This window comes from Acinetobacter sp. WU_MDCI_Abxc222, assembly GCF_025514755.1.
Taxonomy (GTDB): Bacteria; Pseudomonadota; Gammaproteobacteria; order Pseudomonadales; family Moraxellaceae; genus Acinetobacter; species Acinetobacter geminorum.
In genome coordinates, this window is sequence record NZ_JAHPVG010000016.1 from 1 (window position 1) to 16,973 (window position 16,973).

Sequence of the window (16,973 nt, forward strand, 5' to 3'; positions counted from 1 at the left end):
GACTTGGCAAACTGGCACACGGGAGCACCGGATGCGATTCCTGCAGTAGGTGGTGCGATGGATTTAGCTGTGGGTGCTAAGAAAGTATTCATCACTACAGACCATGTGACCAAACAAGGTGAACCGAAGATTGTGGCTGAGCTGAGCTATCCAGTGACAGGCAAGAAATGTGTTGACCGTATTTACACCGACCTGTGTGTGATTGACGTGACTCAAGATGGTTTAAAGGTAATTGAGAAAGTGGAAGGTCTTAGCTTTGATGAGTTACACGCTTTAACGGGTGCAACTTTGATTGATGCGACTCAAGGGTAAGGAAGTAGGGAAATGACATTAAAAACCGCTTATATCATCGATGCCATCCGTACTCCATTCGGCCGTTATGCTGGTGGTCTTGCTCCTGTCCGTGCCGATGACCTGGGTGCTGTGCCGATTAAAGCCCTCATGCAGCGTAACCCGAATGTAGATTGGGAACAGGTCGATGATGTGATCTATGGCTGTGCCAACCAAGCCGGTGAAGACAACCGTAATGTTGGTCGTATGTCAGCACTGCTTGCAGGTTTACCATATCAAGTACCAGCAACCACTATTAACCGTTTGTGTGGTTCATCACTCGATGCGATTGCCATTGCTGCCCGTGCCATTAAAGCAGGTGAAGCGAACTTAGTAATTGCTGGGGGTGTAGAAAGCATGAGCCGTGCACCCTATGTAATGGGTAAGTCAGACAGTGCTTTTGGCCGTAGCCAGAAGATTGAAGACACCACCATGGGCTGGCGTTTCATTAACCCTAAACTTAAAGAATTGTATGGTGTAGATACCATGCCCCAGACTGCCGAAAACGTCGCTGAACAGTTTAACGTCAATCGTGCAGATCAGGACCAGTTTGCCTTGGTGAGCCAACAACGCACCGCAAGCGCGCAAGCCAAAGGCTTTTTTTCTAAAGAAATCGTGGCAGTTGAAATCCCTCAGCGTAAGGGTGATGCTGTTGTGATTGATACCGATGAGCATCCGCGTGCATCGACCACCCTTGAAGGTTTAAGCAAACTTAAACCTGTGGTTAAAGCAGATGGCACAGTAACAGCGGGTAATGCTTCAGGCATTAATGATGGTGCAGCAGCTCTATTGATTGCTTCTGATGATGCAGTTCAGGCTTATAACCTAAAACCACGTGCCAAGATCATTGCTTCAACAGCAGTGGGTGTGGAACCACGTATTATGGGCTTTGCTCCGGCACCAGCAATTAAAAAATTACTTAAACAAGCCAACCTGACTTTAGAGCAGATGGATGTGATTGAGCTCAATGAAGCGTTTGCTGCACAAGCTTTGGCGGTGACCCGTGATTTAGGCTTGCCAGACGATAGCAATAAGGTAAATCCAAACGGTGGTGCCATTGCTTTAGGCCATCCGCTTGGTGCATCAGGTGCACGCCTCGTGACGACAGCCTTGAACCAACTTGAGCAAACAGGTGGCCGTTATGCCTTGTGTTCAATGTGTATTGGTGTGGGCCAAGGCATTGCTTTGATTATTGAGAGAGTCTAATCATGAGCCAGTTATATGCCAGCTTGTTTTATCAAAAAGACGTCACTGACATCTTTAGTGACTCATCTTTAATCAAATATATGATTCAGGTTGAAGTTGCGTTAGCTCAAGCACAGGCAAAAGTTGGTGTGATTCCTCAAAATGCGGCTAATACAATTGCCCAAGTAGCTGAGCAGGCAATAGAAAAGTTTGACTTTTCAGCTTTGGCTGTCGCAACTGGCTTAGCTGGAAATATCGCAATTCCATTTGTAAAACAGCTTACAGCAATTGTTAAAGATGTTGATGAAGATGCTTCGCGTTATGTGCATTGGGGTGCAACGAGTCAGGATATTTTAGACACAGCTTGTATTTTGCAATGTCGTGATGCGTTGAACATTGTGGAAGCTCAACTTCAACAATGCTATGCGACTGCATTACAGCAAGCCAAGCAATATCGCCATCAAGTCATGATTGGGCGTACATGGTTACAGCAAGCTTTACCCATTACTTTGGGGCATAAACTTGCTCGTTGGGCTTCTGCATTTAAACGTGATTTAGACCGTATTCAAGCAATGAAGTCACGTGTACTGACTGCTCAGTTAGGTGGTGCTGTGGGTTCATTAGCTTCTTTACAAGATCAAGGTTCACTTGTGGTTAATGCATTTGCGAAGCAACTGAATCTGACTGTACCGACAAGCACATGGCATGGTGAGCGTGATCGTATTGTAGAAATTGCAAGTGTGCTTGGCATGATTGTCGGGAATACGGGCAAGATGGCACGGGATTGGTCACTCATGATGCAAACTGAAATTGCAGAGTTGTTTGAGCCAACCGCCAAGGGGCGTGGTGGTTCATCAACCATGCCTCATAAGCGTAATCCAGTTGCGGCGGCATCCGTATTAGCCGCGGCGAATCGTGTACCGGCACTTATGTCTAGCATCTATCAAAGTATGGTGCAGGAACATGAGCGTAGCTTAGGTGCATGGCATGCAGAATGGTTAGCAGTTCCAGAAATCTTTCAGCTTTGTGCTGGAGCATTAAGTCGTACTGGTGAAGTCTTACAAGGTTTTGAAGTTAATGCTCAGCATATGCAACAGAATCTTGAATGTACGAATGGATTGATTATGGCAGAAGCTGTAATGATGGCACTTGCTCCTAAAATTGGACGTTTAAATGCTCATCATTTAGTTGAAGCTGCATGTAAAACAGCGGTAGCACAAAACCAGCATTTGTTTAATGTTGTTAGCCAACTAGAAGAAGTGAAAGGACAGTTTAGCCAAGCAGAAATACGGGATATTTTCAAACCGGAAAACTATTTGGGCAATATTCAGCAACAGATTGATGCAGTTTTGCAAGAAGCACAAGGAGAGTCAAAGTGAATCAGACTATTAGCAATCGCCAAGGAAAACAGCTAGCTGTTTATATTGACGGTTTAAAAGATGCTCCTGTGCTTGTGTTCTCTAATTCATTAGGCACAGACCATGGTATGTGGCAGTCACAGGTAAGTGAATTAAAAAGTCATTTTAATGTCATTACATACGACACACGTGGTCATGGTGAAAGTGATGTAATTAGTGACACCACATTGCAAAACTTAGCTGAAGATGTGGTTGATATTTTAGATGCCTTGAGTGTTGAAAAAGCTCATTTTTGTGGCATTTCAATGGGTGGAATTACTGGGCTTTGGTTGGGTATTCATCATCCAGAGCGCTTTTTAAGTATTACTGTTGCGAACTCGGCAGCCAAAATTGGTCAGGCGGAGGCTTGGTTGAGTCGTGCTGACTCGGTAGAACAAAATGGTTTAGCTGAGTTAGTTAAAACCACGCATACCCGCTGGTTCAGTGAAAAATTCGACTATCAACATAATGTTGTTGCGCAGACGACGATTCAAAGTCTTGCAAACACACCAGCACAAGGTTATGCAAATGCATGTCGTGCTTTAGCGTATGCCGATTTAAGAGATGAAATCGCACAAATCCAAATTCCGGTACTGCTGGTTGCGGGAACAGAAGATCCGGTGACTACAGTAGCAGATGCTGAGTTTATGCAGCGCGCTATCAACAATAGTCAGATTGCTAAATTGGAAGCATCTCATCTTTCTAATATTGAGCAACCGCAAAGATTTACTCAGGAATTGACTAGGTTTATTCAGCAAATCTAATAGCTTAGTGATTTAAAAGGAATTGGCCTTAAGGAGGCAAATATGGCGTCTCAGGATTACGCTGCACCAAATAAAAGTATCGATGCTCAAGCATTAATTAATGATGCTCCACTCAGTAAGTATCAATGGATGATCGCAATCATCTGTTTCTTAATTATTTTTACTGATGGTATTGATACTGCTGCAATGGGTTTTATTGCACCAGCTTTGGCACAAGACTGGGGAGTTGATCGCTCTCAGTTAGGACCAGTGATGAGTGCTGCACTTGGTGGAATGATTATTGGAGCTTTGGTTTCTGGTCCGACAGCTGACCGTTTTGGTCGCAAAATCGTACTGGCTTTTTCGATGCTTGTATTTGGTGGCTTCACCTTGGCATCTGCTTATGCAACTAACTTAGATAGCCTTGTCGTTTTACGCTTTTTGACAGGTATTGGACTTGGTGCAGCGATGCCAAATGCTACCACATTATTTTCTGAATACTGCCCAACACGTATTCGTTCATTACTCGTGACCTGTATGTTCTGTGGTTATAACTTAGGTATGGCAACCGGTGGTTTTATCAGTAGTTGGCTGATCCCGACCTATGGTTGGCACAGTCTATTTTTACTTGGTGGCTGGTCACCTTTGATCTTAATGATTTTAGTAATTTTAGTTTTACCTGAGTCTTACCGCTTTTTAATTGTGAAAGGTAAGAATCCTGAAAAAGTACGCAAAATCTTAAATCATATTGCGCCAGCTCAGATCCAAAATGCGACTGCATTTCACGTACCTGAAGAGAAAACCGAGACAGTTCAAAAGAAAAATGTCTTTGGAATTATGTTTTCTAAACCATATGCGAAAGGAACACTTTTACTTTGGTTGACCTATTTCATGGGGCTCGTGGTTGTTTACTTGCTTACAAGCTGGTTACCAACGCTTATGCGTGAAACAGGTGCCTCAATGGAGCGTGCTGCATTTATCGGTGGATTGTTCCAGTTCGGTGGTGTGGTAAGTGCCTTGTTTATTGGTTGGGCGATGGACAAATTCAACCCGAACCGAGTGATTGCTATTTTCTACTTTGCTGCAGGTCTATTTGCGATTGCTGTTGGTCAAAGCTTAGGAAATTCAACATTACTTGCAGTATTGGTGCTTTGTGCGGGTATCGCAATTAACGGTGCGCAATCTTCAATGCCTGCGTTAAGCGCTCGTTTCTATCCAACGCAGTGCCGTGCAACTGGCGTGTCTTGGATGACTGGTATTGGACGCTTCGGTGCGGTATTTGGTGCTTGGATTGGGGCTGTACTACTCGGCAATGATTGGTCGTTTACCGCCATTCTTAGTTTATTACTAATTCCAGCGACTGCTGCGGCTGTTGCTGTATTTGTTAAATCAATTGTTGCGCATACCGATGCAACTTAATAGAGGTCTATCACAATGAATGATGAACAACGCTATAAACAAGGCATTGAGGTGCGGACTGAAGTTTTGGGTGAAAAGCATGTTGGTCGGTCTTTGCAAAATCTGAATGACTTTAACCAAGATTTTCAAAATTTTATTAGCCGTTATGCATGGGGTGAGGTGTGGTCTCGTCCGGGCTTACCGCGTCATACACGTAGTTTAGTCACTATCGCGATTTTATTGGCGCTTGGTCGTGAAGACGAACTACGCATGCATTTACGTGCTTGCTTTAACAATGGTGTAACTAAAGAAGATTTAAAAGAGCTGATCTTACACAGTTCACTCTATGCAGGTTTACCTGCTGCAAACGCTGCAATGCATATGGCTGAAGAAGTCTTTAAAGAGTTGGGCATAGAAGTAAACCCAATTGCAGCGAAACAACAGGATTAAGGAGATAAAGATGTCACAACATAGCTGGGGTGCCTACGCCCAACGTAATACAGATGATCATCCACCAGCGTATACGCCAGGTTATAAAACAAGTGTATTACGTTCGCCAAAAAATGCATTGATCTCAATTAATGAGACTTTAACTGAAGTTACTGCACCACATTTTTCTTCAAATCTGTTTGGCCCAAAAGATAACGATTTGATTTTGAACTATGCCAAAGATGGTTTGCCAATTGGTGAGCGTGTTATTGTTCATGGCTATGTTCGTGACCAATTTGGTCGTCCTGTAAAAAATGCACTTCTAGAAGTATGGCAGGCCAACGCTTCTGGTCGTTACCGTCATCCAAACGACAAGTTTATTGGTGCAATGGATCCTAACTTTGGTGGTTGTGGTCGTACCTTAACTGATGAAAACGGTTTTTATATTTTCCGTACCATTAAACCGGGTCCATACCCATGGCGTAACCGTATTAATGAATGGCGTCCTGCACATATTCATTTCTCTTTAATTGCTGATGGTTGGGCTCAGCGCCTAATTTCGCAGTTTTATTTTGAAGGCGATACGCTCATTGACACTTGCCCAATCTTAAAAACGATTCCTTCTGAAGATCAACGTCGTGCCTTGATTGCACTAGAAGATAAAAACAACTTTATCGAAGCTGATAGCCGTTGTTACCGTTTTGATATCACTTTACGTGGCCGTCGAGCGACTTACTTCGAAAACGAATTGACTTAATCGGGAGCACGAGCATGAATAACTGGAATTTTCAGGAACTAAAAGAAACTCCATCTCAAACAGGTGGACCTTACGTTCACATTGGCTTATTGCCACAACAAGCAAATATTGAAGTGTTTGAAAACAACTTTAATAACCAGTTAGTACAAGATCAGACCAAAGGTGAGCGTATTCGTCTTGAAGGCCAAGTGTTTGACGGATTAGGTTTACCGCTACGCGATGTGCTGATCGAAATTTGGCAAGCCGATGCGAATGGTATTTATCCAAGTCAGGCAGATACGCGTGAGCAAAAAGCTGATCCTGCATTTCAAGGTTGGGGCCGTACAGGTGCAGACTTTGAAACGGGTGTTTGGAGCTTTAATACAATTAAGCCGGGCGCGACAGCAGGCCGTAAAGGTTCAACTCAAGCACCTCATATTGCATTAGTCATTTTCGCTCGCGGTATTAACTTAGGTCTTCATACACGAGTTTATTTTGACGATGAAGCAGAGGCAAATGCCAACGACCCGATTCTAAATAGCATTGAATGGGCACCACGTCGCCAAACACTTATTGCAAAACGTTTTGAAGAAAATGGTGAAGTTGTTTACCGCTTTGATATTCGCATTCAAGGCGATGACGAAACTGTATTTTTTGATATTTAAGAAACACCTAAGGCTACACCTGATTATTCAAGGATGCGTGTAGCCTTTTTAAGGATGAACCATATGAACATGAAAACATTATTAAGCTTAAGTTTGCTTGCACTCCCATTTTTTACAGCACAGGTGAATGCTGAGCCTGTTGCTTTAGCCGCTCAAACACAACCTGCCGCTACAGCCGTTAAAACGATTGTTCCGATTACCGCAAAAACCAAAGAACAAGCTTTGGCACAAGCTCAGGTCATTGCAAATACAGCAGATGCTGATTTGGCAGAGTTTCGTATCGATTTACTCAGTTTTGCGAGTGATACAAAACAAGTGATTGCTTTGGGGCATGAGTTAAAAAAGATTTTAGGCAATAAGCCAATGATCGCCACAATTCGTACCAAAAACGAAGGTGGCCAGCTTGAAATTAGTGATGTGGATTATGGTAAGACTTATCAGGCTTACTTAAAGAATCCGTTCATGGACTGGTTAGATGTTGAAATGTTCCGTGATCAAAAAGTAGTTTCAGAAATTGTTCAAAAAGCACATCAAAAGAAAGTGCTGATTGTCATGTCTAATCATGACTTCCAAAAAACACCAAGCCAAGATGAAATTGAAAAACGCTTGTTAAAACAAGATCAAATGGGCGCAAATATTCTCAAAATTGCTGTAATGCCTAAATCTAAACAAGACGTTTTCACTTTAATGAACGCAACTTTAAAAGTAAGCCAGCAAACCACTAAACCTTTATTGACGATGTCAATGGGGCAACTAGGTACGATTTCTCGTGTTGCGACTGCCAATATGGGCGGAAGTTATAGCTTTGGCATGATTGGTCAGGCTTCTGCACCGGGTCAAATTGATGTGACCAAGCTAAAACAGATTTTACAAACCGTTCAACCAACAAACCCATAAATCATAAGGATATGATGAAATGACTACATTACGTTTAACTACCCTTGCATTAGGTTTGATGGTTTCAGGAGTAGCTGCGGCTCAAACTTATGTGGTTGACCGTTATCAAGACGATAGCAATAAAGGCTCTTTACGCTGGGCCATTGAACAAGCCAATGCAAACCCAAGCGAAGCTAGCGACATTTTGATTCAAGCAGTAGGCAAAGCACCTTATGCGATTAAATTAAACAGCGCACTTCCTGAAATTAAAGCTCCAGTTAAAATCATTGGTACACAGTGGGATAAAACTGGTGAATACATCGCGATAGATGGTTCAAACTATATTAAAGGCGAAGGGGCGAAAGCTTGCCCAGGTGCAAACCCTGAGCAGTATGGCACCAATGTACGTACGATGACTTTACCGGGGTTAATACTACGTGACGTCAACAACGTTACTTTAAAAGGTTTAGACATCCATCGCTTCTGTATTGGTGTATTGATTAACCGCTCGAGTAATAACCTGATTCAACATAACCGTATTAGTAATAACTACGGCGGTGCTGGTGTCATGCTTACTGGTGATGATGGTCAAGGTAACCCAACCGCAACCACCACCAATAACAACAAAGTTTTAGACAATATTTTCCAAGACAATGGTGATGGTCTAGAGCTGACACGTGGTGCTGCGTTTAACTTAATTGCGAATAACCATTTTGTTTCAACCAAAGCAAACCCAGAACCATCACAAGGTATTGAAATTTTGTGGGGTAATGATAATGCGGTAGTTGGTAATAAATTCGAAAACTATTCAGATGGCTTACAGATCAACTGGGGTAAGCGTAACTATATTGCTTACAACGAAATGACCAATAACTCGATTGGTTTCAACATGACGGGTGATGGCAATATTCTTGATAGCAATAAAGTACATGGTAATCGTATTGGTGTAGCCATCCGTTCTGAAAAAGATGCAAATGCAAAAATTACATTGACTAAAAACCTGATTTGGGACAATGGTAAAGATATTAAACGCTGTGAAGCGGGTGGTTCATGTGTACCAGATCAGCGGTTGGGTGCAATTGTATTTGCTGTGCCTGCACTTGAGCATGCCGGATTTGTAGGTTCTCGTGGTGGCGGTGTGGTTGTTGACCCATCTAAACAACAAAAAACATGTACTCAGCCAAATGAACAAGGCTGTAATGCTCAACCTAATCAGGGTATTAAAGCTCCTAAATTAACTGCAAATAAAGGTTCAGTTGCTGTAGAAGTCAATGGCTTGCCAAATCAACGCTATCAAGTTGAATTTTTTGGTAATCAAAATGCGTCATCAAAAGAAGCTGAGCAATATTTAGGAGCAATAACTGTTGCTACAGATGCACAAGGGATCGCAAAAGCGAATTGGAAGCCGTCTGTAAAAGTTGCCTCAATTACAGCGAATATTACTGATCATTTTGGCGCAACTTCTGAGCTTGGTTTTACAAGTGTTAAATAACAATAAGGAAAGCGCCTCATATGAGGCGCAGCATAGAAATATAGAAATGATAAAAGGGACTTGAAATGCCAAATTTAATGAAATTGAGTGTTTTAACGCTCGCTGTATTAGGTAGCCAATTTGCGCTCGCGAATGAACCTTGGTCACAAGACCGTCAATGGTTGCTAGGTGACTGGAATGGAAAACGCCAGCAATTAGAGCAGCAGGGCTATAAATTTACAGCTTCTATTATGAGCCAAAGTGCTACAAATTTAGATGGTGGTTACAACGACAGCAATACTTTTGAAAATGCTGCGCAACTTTCTTTAGGTGCAAACCTAGATTTAGAAAAGATTGCTGGGTGGAAAGATACAACAGCGAGCCTAATCGTGACCAAACGTGATGGTAATGCATTAACTCTCGAGCGTATTAAAGACCCACGTTCTAGCCAATTGGGTAATGCTCAAGAGATTTATGGTCGCGGTAAAATCTGGCGTTTATCTCAAGCATGGGTGAAGAAGGGTTTCATCGATAATACTGTACAGGTCAAATTTGGCCGTATGGGAATGTCAGAGGACTTTAATAGTTCTCAATGTGAATTTCAGAACTTATTGCTTTGCGGTGGACAGCTAGGAAAATCAATCGGTTCAATTTGGTATAACTCACCAGTAGGTGTTTGGGCGACAAATGTTAAATATCAGTTTGCACCTGAGTGGACTTTGGGATTGGGTGTGTATGAAGTCAATCCAGACAATATTAAAACCGAATCAAATAGTGATGGTTTTAATCTGGATATGAACAATGTGAAGGGCGCCACCATACCAGTTGAACTTGCATGGAAACCAAAACTTGCTGCCTTTAATGGCTTGCCGGGTGAATATAAAGTAGGTGCGCTGTATTCAACCGCAGAAGCGAATGATGTTAAGACTGCGGGTAAAGTGCATGACGGGAAACAAAGTTTCTGGATTAATGCACAACAACAACTGACGAATAAAGGCGAAGATCCGAAACGCGGTTTATATGTAAGTTTTAATGGCGTTGTAAATGATAAGGCAACGACTTTTGTTCAAAGTACTCAACAACTTGCTCTTTGGTATAAGGGGCCATTTGATAGCCGTCCAAATGATTCGATTGGTTTTGGTATAGCCAATTATGTAGTTAATGACCGTGCTAAAGATAAACAGATCGCAACAAATGAAAGTCGTGGATATTACAGCTATGATTCGATTGCATCTGACTATATTCCAATTCAAGACGACGAACTAAATGTCGAGTTGAACTATACCTATCAATGGTCTCCGGCCGTCATGTTACGTCCAAACATTCAATATATTCATCAACCTGCTGGTGTAAAAGAGGTTGATGATGCTTGGGTGGCTGGTCTTAGTGTGAAAGTCAATTTTTAACAATATTGATGGCTGGTTAGACATAGTTTAACTGGCCCAAATGCTTGAACTATTCGGGTTCAGTATATGTGGAGTAGGATCTATGTCTGAGTCAGATTCTAAGTTTCATATCTTATTCAAAATATGGTGTTTTATATTAGGTCTAGTTTTATTGGCTACTGGTGTTTTTTACATCGTAGGTGGTGGAAAGCTAGTATCTCTTGGTGGTTCTTGGTATTTCCTTATCTCAGGACTGTTTATAACCATTTCGGCAATTAGTATTTTCCGTAAAAAAGCACTGGGTGTCTGGATTTTTGCGGCTGTTTTTGTTGGTACCGTAATTTGGTCATTTGTTGATGCTGGATGGGAATTTTGGCCGTTATTTTCGCGCTTAATGTTTCCTGCTGGTCTTTTTGCTGCCTTGCTATTTACTTTGCCTTCAATCCGACGTTACCAATTTCAAACGAGCTTGGCATCTTCATCCTATGCGGTAGGTGGATTAGTTGTTGTAGGTATGTTGATTGCGCTCTATCAAATGTTCCAACCGCATCCAACAGTAGCAAGTTCAGGTGAAAAACTACCTTTAGTACCAGTTGATCCTGCAAAAAAACAGGTAAATTGGGAAAATTATGGTAATGATGCAGGTGGTAGCCGCTTTGTTGCGCTCGATCAAATTAACCGAGATAACGTTCATAAACTAAAAGAAGCTTGGCGCTTTAGAACGGGCGACTTTACAACGGGTAGCGGTAATGGTGCCGAAGACCAAATGACTCCGCTACAAGTGGGAAATAAAGTGTTTTTATGTACACCACATAACAACATTTTTGCGATAGATGCCGACTCAGGCAAGCAACTCTGGAAAGCTGAGGTGAACTCTACAGCTGATGCTTGGGAACGTTGCCGTGGTGTTGCATACTTTGATTCAACAAAACCGCTTGTACAACCAACTTTAGCTGGTGCAAATGCAGTAACTGCGGTTGCAACCAATACGGCATGTCCACGCCGTGTATATACCAATACACCTGATGGTCGTTTAATTGCAGTGAATGCAGATAACGGTCAGCGCTGTGCTGATTTTGGTGTAAATGGAACGGTTGATTTGCTAGAAGGTCTTGGCGCTGGAACAAAAGCTCCACGTTTTGAAGTGACTTCTGCACCGACTATTGCTGGAACAACTATTGTGGTGGGTAGCCGTATTGCCGACAATGTAGCCGCAGATATGCCTGGTGGTGTTATCCGTGGTTATGATGTGATTACGGGTAAACTTCGCTGGGCATTTGACCCGCGCAATCCAAACCCTAACTATGTTCTTAAACCGGGTGAAATCTATAAACGTAGTTCAGCAAATTCATGGGCTGCAATGTCATATGATCCACAAATGAATACGGTGTTCTTACCTATGGGCAGTTCATCTGTTGACATTTGGGGTGGAAACCGTAATCCATTAGATCACAAATACAATACTTCTGTGTTAGCACTTGATGCGACAACAGGTAAAGAGAAGTGGGTATATCAAACTGTTCATAACGATTTATGGGACTTTGACTTACCAATGCAACCAAGTCTAGTCGATTTCCCTTTAAAAGATGGTACGACGAAACCTGCTGTTGTGATTGGAACCAAATCAGGCCAATTCTTTGTGCTTGACCGTGTAACAGGTAAACCGTTGACTAAAGTAATTGAACAGCCAGTTAAGCCTGCCAATATTCCGGGTGAGCAATACAGCGCAACTCAACCACGTTCAGTTGAAATGCCTCAAATTGGTAATCAGACTTTAACTGAATCAGATATGTGGGGTGCAACGCCGTTTGATCAACTGATGTGCCGTATTAACTTCAAGTCAATGCGTTATGAAGGTTTATTTACTGCACCGGGTACTGATGTTTCACTAAGCTTCCCAGGCTCTTTGGGTGGCATGAACTGGGGTAGCATCGCTTTTGACCCGACTCATCGTTATATGTTCGTGAACGATATGCGCCTTGGCTTATGGATTCAATTGATGGAGCAAACTCCTGAAGATATTAAGATTCAGGCGAATGGTGGAGAGAAGGTAAATACAGGTATGGGTGCTGTACCAATGAAAGGTACACCATATAAAGTGAATAAAAACCGCTTTATGTCAGCACTAAGTATTCCTTGTCAAAAACCGCCATTTGGTACCATGACTGCGATTGATTTGAAAACTCGTCAGGTTGCATGGCAGGTACCATTAGGTACAGTAGAAGATACTGGGCCTATGGGAATTAAGATGGGTTTAAAAGCACCGATCGGTATGCCAACAATTGGCGGGCCGATGGCAACTCAAGGTGGTTTGGTTTTCTTTGCTGCTACACAAGATTACTACTTACGTGCATTTGATTCATCTACAGGTAAAGAACTGTGGAAATCACGCATGCCAGTAGGTAGCCAAGGAACACCTATAAGCTATGTTTCACCTAAAACAGGTAAACAGTATGTGGTTGTTACCGCAGGTGGAGCACGTCAATCACCTGATCATGGTGATTATGTGATCGCTTATAGTTTAGAACAATAATTAAGTTAGGCAAAAGAGAGTATTTCTCTTTTGCCTTTATATTTAATATATTTTTTGTATAAAACGATAAAAGTAATTTCTATATTTTTAACTATATAGCTTTACCAAATAGTAAAAAAGTGCTTGAAGTTGTTGCTAAACTTAAAATAGCTTTATGGCCATTTCATCCTGAACGCTAGGTGTAGCTTAACTATTGATCAGTTTCTTAGGATGTTTTACCTATAAATAAAAGCTTAACTTTTATTAAGTTTTGTTTAACTTAACATTGTGAATTTTAATTAAAAATAAACATTATTGAGCTTTTAATCTTATAAATCAGGTTTTTTTTGTTGGAAAAACGAGCGTAAATATATACTTATATTATATTTATATAATTTATGGTGTTGCGCTAGAATGGTCGACGCAGGTTATTACTACCCAGTAATAATTTGTATTTCAGGAATTTAAGCTTTTATGGCTTAAGGCTCATCGCAAGATGGGCCTTTTTTTATGTGTTTATATAAAATAGCCTAAGTAAAAATAAGGCCCAAAAAAATCACAAAAAATAGTGTTTAATGACAAGAAGTGTATGATTTGATAAATTAAAGCCACTTGATAATAATAGGTGATGTAATGAGATTTTTGGTACTTGCAACTTTATCTAGTTTAGCTTTGATGGGTTGTGCTTCTGTTCAGCAAGCACCGAATACACAAGAGACAATTCGCTATGCTTCTAGCCCATGCTTTGGTGCATGTCCGATTTATTCTGTGGAAGTAACACCTACAGGTTTAATTCGCTTTGAAGGCAAACAATACACTAAAGCTATAGGTGTTAAAGAAATTCAAGGTAGCGTTAAAGATTATCAAAAACTTGCAGATGATCTAAAAACTTATCGCCCTGAAACAGGTACTCAATCGAAAACTGCTGGTTGTCAGCAAACAGCTACTGACATGTCTAGCTATTACATTACTTGGATTCAACCAAATGGTACTGAAACAAAATTAAGCCATTACACAGGTTGTATCTCTCCAGCAAATAATAGATTGAATAAAGTTATGGAAAAGTTACCTGAACAGTTAGGCATTAAAGATCTAATTTAATGATAAAAGCCCCAAAATCTTGGGGCTTTTTCTTGTTAAGAAGAATTATATACTTAAGAGTTTTATTTTAAGTATTTCTAAAAAAATCAGCGTATAATACATATTATAAAAACATATATTGTTGAGAGTGGTTATATGTCAAATATTGTCTATGCCTTTTTGGGTGGTTTATTACTAGGCATCGCAACGGTTGGGTATTTATATATAAATGGCCGTATAGCCGGAATTAGTGGTTTGCTTGCTCAAGTCATCAATCCTACTAAAGACACCTTTAAGAGTTCGGCATTCTGGTTTATTGCGGGACTCGTGATTACACCTTTCATATATGGTTATTTTTATCAGCCTGAAATTGAAATCAAAGCTAACACATTTGCACTTATTCTAGCAGGTGTACTTGTAGGCTTTGGAACACGGTTAGGGTCGGGTTGTACAAGCGGTCATGGTATTTGTGGTATGAGCAGGTTATCAAAACGCTCGATGATTGCGACAGCAGTTTTTATGTTTGCTGGCATGTTAACGGTTTATATCATTCGTCATGTGTTGGGGTAATCTTATGAAAAATATTTTTGCTTTTTTATTTGGTAGCTTATTTTCATTGGGTTTAATGATCTCTGGCATGTCTAATCCAGAAAAGGTATTAGGTTTTCTAGATATCTTTGGGCAATGGGATATCAGCTTAATGTTTGTAATGTTGGGGGCTATTGCTGTGGCATTTATACCTTTTCAAAAGGCTATAGAAAGCCCTAAAACACTCTTTAATGAACAAATTCAATTACCAACGAATACACAGATTGACCAAAGGTTAATTGTAGGCGCTTTTATTTTTGGTATAGGCTGGGGAATAGCAGGTATATGTCCAGCGCCCGCTTTAACACTTATAGGATTAGGACATTTTGAAGCGCTTTATTTTATTGTCGCAATGTTATTAGGAATGTTTATTTATCGAATTTTAAATAAAGGAAATTAAGCCTATGCAACAACCTCTAGTAAAAGATTTTTTTGATGAAAATACTAATACTTTTAGCTATGTTGTCGCGGATTTAGCGACTCGTCAATGCGCTATTATTGATAGCGTGCTTGACTACGATCCCTCATCGGCCACTACAAAAACAACTCATGCTGATCTGATTATTGATTATATCTTGGCTCAAAACTTCAAAGTACAATGGATTTTAGAAACCCACGTACATGCCGACCATATGACTGCGGCTCAATATTTAAAATCTAAATTGGGCGGTACAATTGCAATTAGTCAAAAAATTTCAGTAGTACAAGAAACATTTTCTGCTATCTATAATTTTGATTTTAAGAAATTTAATGAAAATCAGCCTTTTGATTATTTATTTGAAGATTATGAACAATTCAAAATAGGGGAGATAGAAGCTTATAACATTCCTACACCAGGGCATACACCCGCTTGCTTAAGCTATGTCATTGCTGATGCTGTTTTTGTAGGTGATACTTTATTTATGCCTGATTATGGCTCGGCCAGATGCGACTTTCCTAAAGGTAGTGCTGCTGAGCTGTATGATTCGGTACAAAAACTTTATACACTTCCTGACGACATGCGCATGTTCTTATGCCATGACTATAAACCCGAAGGCCGTGATGAATATATCTGTCAAACAGATATAAAAACTCAAAAGCAAAGCAATATTCATTTAAATCGACGAGTTTCCAAGGACTCATTCATCAAAATGCGTCAAGAAAGAGATACTACTTTGGCAATGCCAAAATTAATTTTGCCTTCAATTCAAATTAATATGAATGGTGGAAATTTTCCGGAACCTGAAGCGAATGGTATCCGTTATTTGAAAATTCCTTTCAATTACTTTTAGAAATAGCCTAAGCATTCATTCGGGATCGTTTAATCTATCCAAATAGCCTAAGCAAACAATAAAATTAACGCTATGAAATAGCCTAAGTAAGATTTAAAGAACTTGTCTCAAATCTCGCGAAGTCTCTTGCAATAGAGGCAGAATATGTTGAATTAAATATTCTTCAGTTGTTTTCATAGTTGGAGAAACAATATTTAAAGCTGCAACCACTTTAAAGTCTTGCCCATAAATCGGTACGGCGAGCGCATGAACGCCTAATTCGTGTTCTTCACGCGAATAACACCAATCTTGTTCTCGAATTTCTTTTAATAACTCTAAAAATTTATCATTTTCCACATGCGTATATTTAGTTAGACGCTGAAGTGGATATTTTTGGAGCCAGTCTAATTGTTCTTCTTGGCTTAAATGTGCCAGCAAAATTTTACCCGCAGATGTCGCATGTGCAGGTAAGCGGTTACCCAAGTGCAAACCATATGGATTTACACGGTCAGTTTGTTGGTGGGCAGCACTACGGGCAATAGTAATAGCTTCATAACCATCAAGTACCATCACCGAATAAATGAGAGAGGTTTGGTTAGTTAACAGATTTAATAAAGGCTGGGACACTTTTGGAAGCTGAGCCGCACCTAAATAAGCTCCTGAAAATTTAAGAACTTTTGGGGTTAAATAATAATAGTGGCCATCTGACTCAAGATATCCTAAATATTCTAATGTTAATAAATGACGTCTTGCTGCCGCTCGGGTGAGCCCGGTTTTTTCGGCTGCCATAGAAATGTTTAAACGATGTTGATTACTACTAAAGCTATCTAAAATCGCCATGCCTTTACCAATGCCAGCAATGTAATCTTCATGACGAATCGTTTTTTTGTTGTCCTGATTCTGGATTATACGTTCATCTTTACTCATT

General features: G+C 40.6%; 17 protein-coding genes. 16 read left to right on the forward strand and 1 reads right to left on the reverse strand.

Annotated features, from left to right (window positions below):
• The 16 genes from KTJ10_RS16565 to KTJ10_RS16640 all read left to right on the forward strand — a co-directional run.
• A partial coding sequence (locus tag KTJ10_RS16565; RefSeq protein WP_316249917.1) for a CoA-transferase occupies nt 1-312 on the forward strand: 312 nt, incomplete at its 5' end.
• A 12-nt stretch (nt 313-324) separates the two neighbouring features.
• Nucleotides 325-1,536 carry a 3-oxoadipyl-CoA thiolase gene (gene pcaF, locus KTJ10_RS16570; protein ID WP_262442456.1) on the forward strand — a complete coding sequence of 404 codons (1,212 nt, stop codon included), beginning with the start codon at nt 325-327 and terminating at the stop codon, nt 1,534-1,536.
• A 2-nt stretch (nt 1,537-1,538) separates the two neighbouring features.
• The gene (locus tag KTJ10_RS16575; protein WP_032006320.1) at nt 1,539-2,894 is read left to right on the forward strand and encodes a 3-carboxy-cis,cis-muconate cycloisomerase; all 1,356 of its coding nucleotides are present in this window, start codon (nt 1,539-1,541) and stop codon (nt 2,892-2,894) included.
• Nucleotides 2,891-3,676 (forward strand): 3-oxoadipate enol-lactonase, encoded by a 786-nt coding sequence (gene pcaD / locus KTJ10_RS16580; RefSeq protein ID WP_068557072.1) that lies wholly within the window; start codon nt 2,891-2,893, stop codon nt 3,674-3,676. The genes KTJ10_RS16575 and pcaD overlap by 4 nt, the downstream gene beginning before the upstream one ends.
• Before the next feature lie 42 nt (nt 3,677-3,718).
• Nucleotides 3,719-5,074, forward strand: a complete 1,356-nt coding sequence (locus KTJ10_RS16585; protein WP_262442457.1) for an MFS transporter — start codon at nt 3,719-3,721, stop codon at nt 5,072-5,074.
• 15 nt (nt 5,075-5,089) lie between these two features.
• Nucleotides 5,090-5,503 (forward strand): 4-carboxymuconolactone decarboxylase, encoded by a 414-nt coding sequence (gene pcaC, locus KTJ10_RS16590; RefSeq protein ID WP_262442458.1) that lies wholly within the window; start codon nt 5,090-5,092, stop codon nt 5,501-5,503.
• Between the two features lie 10 nt (nt 5,504-5,513).
• Entirely contained in the window at nt 5,514-6,239 is a 726-nt protein-coding gene (gene pcaH, locus KTJ10_RS16595) for a protocatechuate 3,4-dioxygenase subunit beta (protein ID WP_000077913.1), read from the forward strand.
• A 14-nt stretch (nt 6,240-6,253) separates the two neighbouring features.
• Nucleotides 6,254-6,883 carry a protocatechuate 3,4-dioxygenase subunit alpha gene (gene pcaG / locus KTJ10_RS16600; RefSeq protein WP_002121089.1) on the forward strand — a complete coding sequence of 210 codons (630 nt, stop codon included), beginning with the start codon at nt 6,254-6,256 and terminating at the stop codon, nt 6,881-6,883.
• Between the two features lie 69 nt (nt 6,884-6,952).
• Nucleotides 6,953-7,780: a type I 3-dehydroquinate dehydratase gene (aroD, locus tag KTJ10_RS16605; RefSeq protein WP_262442474.1), complete on the forward strand. Its 828-nt coding sequence runs from the start codon at nt 6,953-6,955 to the stop codon at nt 7,778-7,780.
• A 19-nt stretch (nt 7,781-7,799) separates the two neighbouring features.
• Nucleotides 7,800-9,251, forward strand: a complete 1,452-nt coding sequence (locus KTJ10_RS16610; RefSeq protein ID WP_262442459.1) for a right-handed parallel beta-helix repeat-containing protein — start codon at nt 7,800-7,802, stop codon at nt 9,249-9,251.
• 65 nt (nt 9,252-9,316) lie between these two features.
• Nucleotides 9,317-10,636, forward strand: a complete 1,320-nt coding sequence (locus KTJ10_RS16615) for a carbohydrate porin (protein WP_262442460.1) — start codon at nt 9,317-9,319, stop codon at nt 10,634-10,636.
• Between the two features lie 82 nt (nt 10,637-10,718).
• Entirely contained in the window at nt 10,719-13,148 is a 2,430-nt protein-coding gene (locus KTJ10_RS16620) for a glucose/quinate/shikimate family membrane-bound PQQ-dependent dehydrogenase (RefSeq protein ID WP_262442461.1), read from the forward strand.
• 621 nt (nt 13,149-13,769) lie between these two features.
• Complete coding sequence (locus KTJ10_RS16625) at nt 13,770-14,228, forward strand: DUF6438 domain-containing protein (protein WP_262442475.1); 459 nt, start codon at nt 13,770-13,772, stop codon at nt 14,226-14,228.
• 135 nt (nt 14,229-14,363) lie between these two features.
• Nucleotides 14,364-14,777 (forward strand): YeeE/YedE family protein, encoded by a 414-nt coding sequence (locus KTJ10_RS16630; RefSeq protein ID WP_039762334.1) that lies wholly within the window; start codon nt 14,364-14,366, stop codon nt 14,775-14,777.
• 4 nt (nt 14,778-14,781) lie between these two features.
• Nucleotides 14,782-15,195, forward strand: a complete 414-nt coding sequence (locus KTJ10_RS16635; RefSeq protein ID WP_262442462.1) for a YeeE/YedE family protein — start codon at nt 14,782-14,784, stop codon at nt 15,193-15,195.
• A 4-nt stretch (nt 15,196-15,199) separates the two neighbouring features.
• On the forward strand, nt 15,200-16,066 hold the full coding sequence (locus KTJ10_RS16640; protein WP_262442463.1) for an MBL fold metallo-hydrolase: 867 nt from the start codon (nt 15,200-15,202) through the stop codon (nt 16,064-16,066).
• Nucleotides 16,067-16,159: 93 nt separating this feature from the next.
• Here KTJ10_RS16640 and pcaU read toward each other — a convergent pair whose 3' ends face one another.
• Complete coding sequence (pcaU, locus tag KTJ10_RS16645) at nt 16,160-16,972, reverse strand: IclR family transcriptional regulator PcaU (protein ID WP_019458809.1); 813 nt, start codon at nt 16,970-16,972, stop codon at nt 16,160-16,162.
• Nucleotide 16,973: the final 1 nt, after the last annotated feature.

Excerpts from the sequence above, each read along its gene's own strand:
- pcaF (WP_262442456.1), top strand. The coding sequence starts at position 325 with ATGACATTAAAAACCGCTTATATCATCGATGCCATCCGTACTCCATTC.
- KTJ10_RS16575 (WP_032006320.1), top strand. The coding sequence starts at position 1,539 with ATGAGCCAGTTATATGCCAGCTTGTTTTATCAAAAAGACGTCACTGAC.
- KTJ10_RS16585 (WP_262442457.1), top strand. The coding sequence starts at position 3,719 with ATGGCGTCTCAGGATTACGCTGCACCAAATAAAAGTATCGATGCTCAA.
- pcaC (WP_262442458.1), top strand. The coding sequence starts at position 5,090 with ATGAATGATGAACAACGCTATAAACAAGGCATTGAGGTGCGGACTGAA.
- pcaH (WP_000077913.1), top strand. The coding sequence starts at position 5,514 with ATGTCACAACATAGCTGGGGTGCCTACGCCCAACGTAATACAGATGAT.
- pcaG (WP_002121089.1), top strand. The coding sequence starts at position 6,254 with ATGAATAACTGGAATTTTCAGGAACTAAAAGAAACTCCATCTCAAACA.
- aroD (WP_262442474.1), top strand. The coding sequence starts at position 6,953 with ATGAAAACATTATTAAGCTTAAGTTTGCTTGCACTCCCATTTTTTACA.
- KTJ10_RS16610 (WP_262442459.1), top strand. The coding sequence starts at position 7,800 with ATGACTACATTACGTTTAACTACCCTTGCATTAGGTTTGATGGTTTCA.
- KTJ10_RS16615 (WP_262442460.1), top strand. The coding sequence starts at position 9,317 with ATGCCAAATTTAATGAAATTGAGTGTTTTAACGCTCGCTGTATTAGGT.
- KTJ10_RS16620 (WP_262442461.1), top strand. The coding sequence starts at position 10,719 with ATGTCTGAGTCAGATTCTAAGTTTCATATCTTATTCAAAATATGGTGT.
- KTJ10_RS16630 (WP_039762334.1), top strand. The coding sequence starts at position 14,364 with ATGTCAAATATTGTCTATGCCTTTTTGGGTGGTTTATTACTAGGCATC.
- KTJ10_RS16635 (WP_262442462.1), top strand. The coding sequence starts at position 14,782 with ATGAAAAATATTTTTGCTTTTTTATTTGGTAGCTTATTTTCATTGGGT.
- KTJ10_RS16640 (WP_262442463.1), top strand. The coding sequence starts at position 15,200 with ATGCAACAACCTCTAGTAAAAGATTTTTTTGATGAAAATACTAATACT.
- pcaU (WP_019458809.1), bottom strand. The coding sequence starts at position 16,972 with ATGAGTAAAGATGAACGTATAATCCAGAATCAGGACAACAAAAAAACG.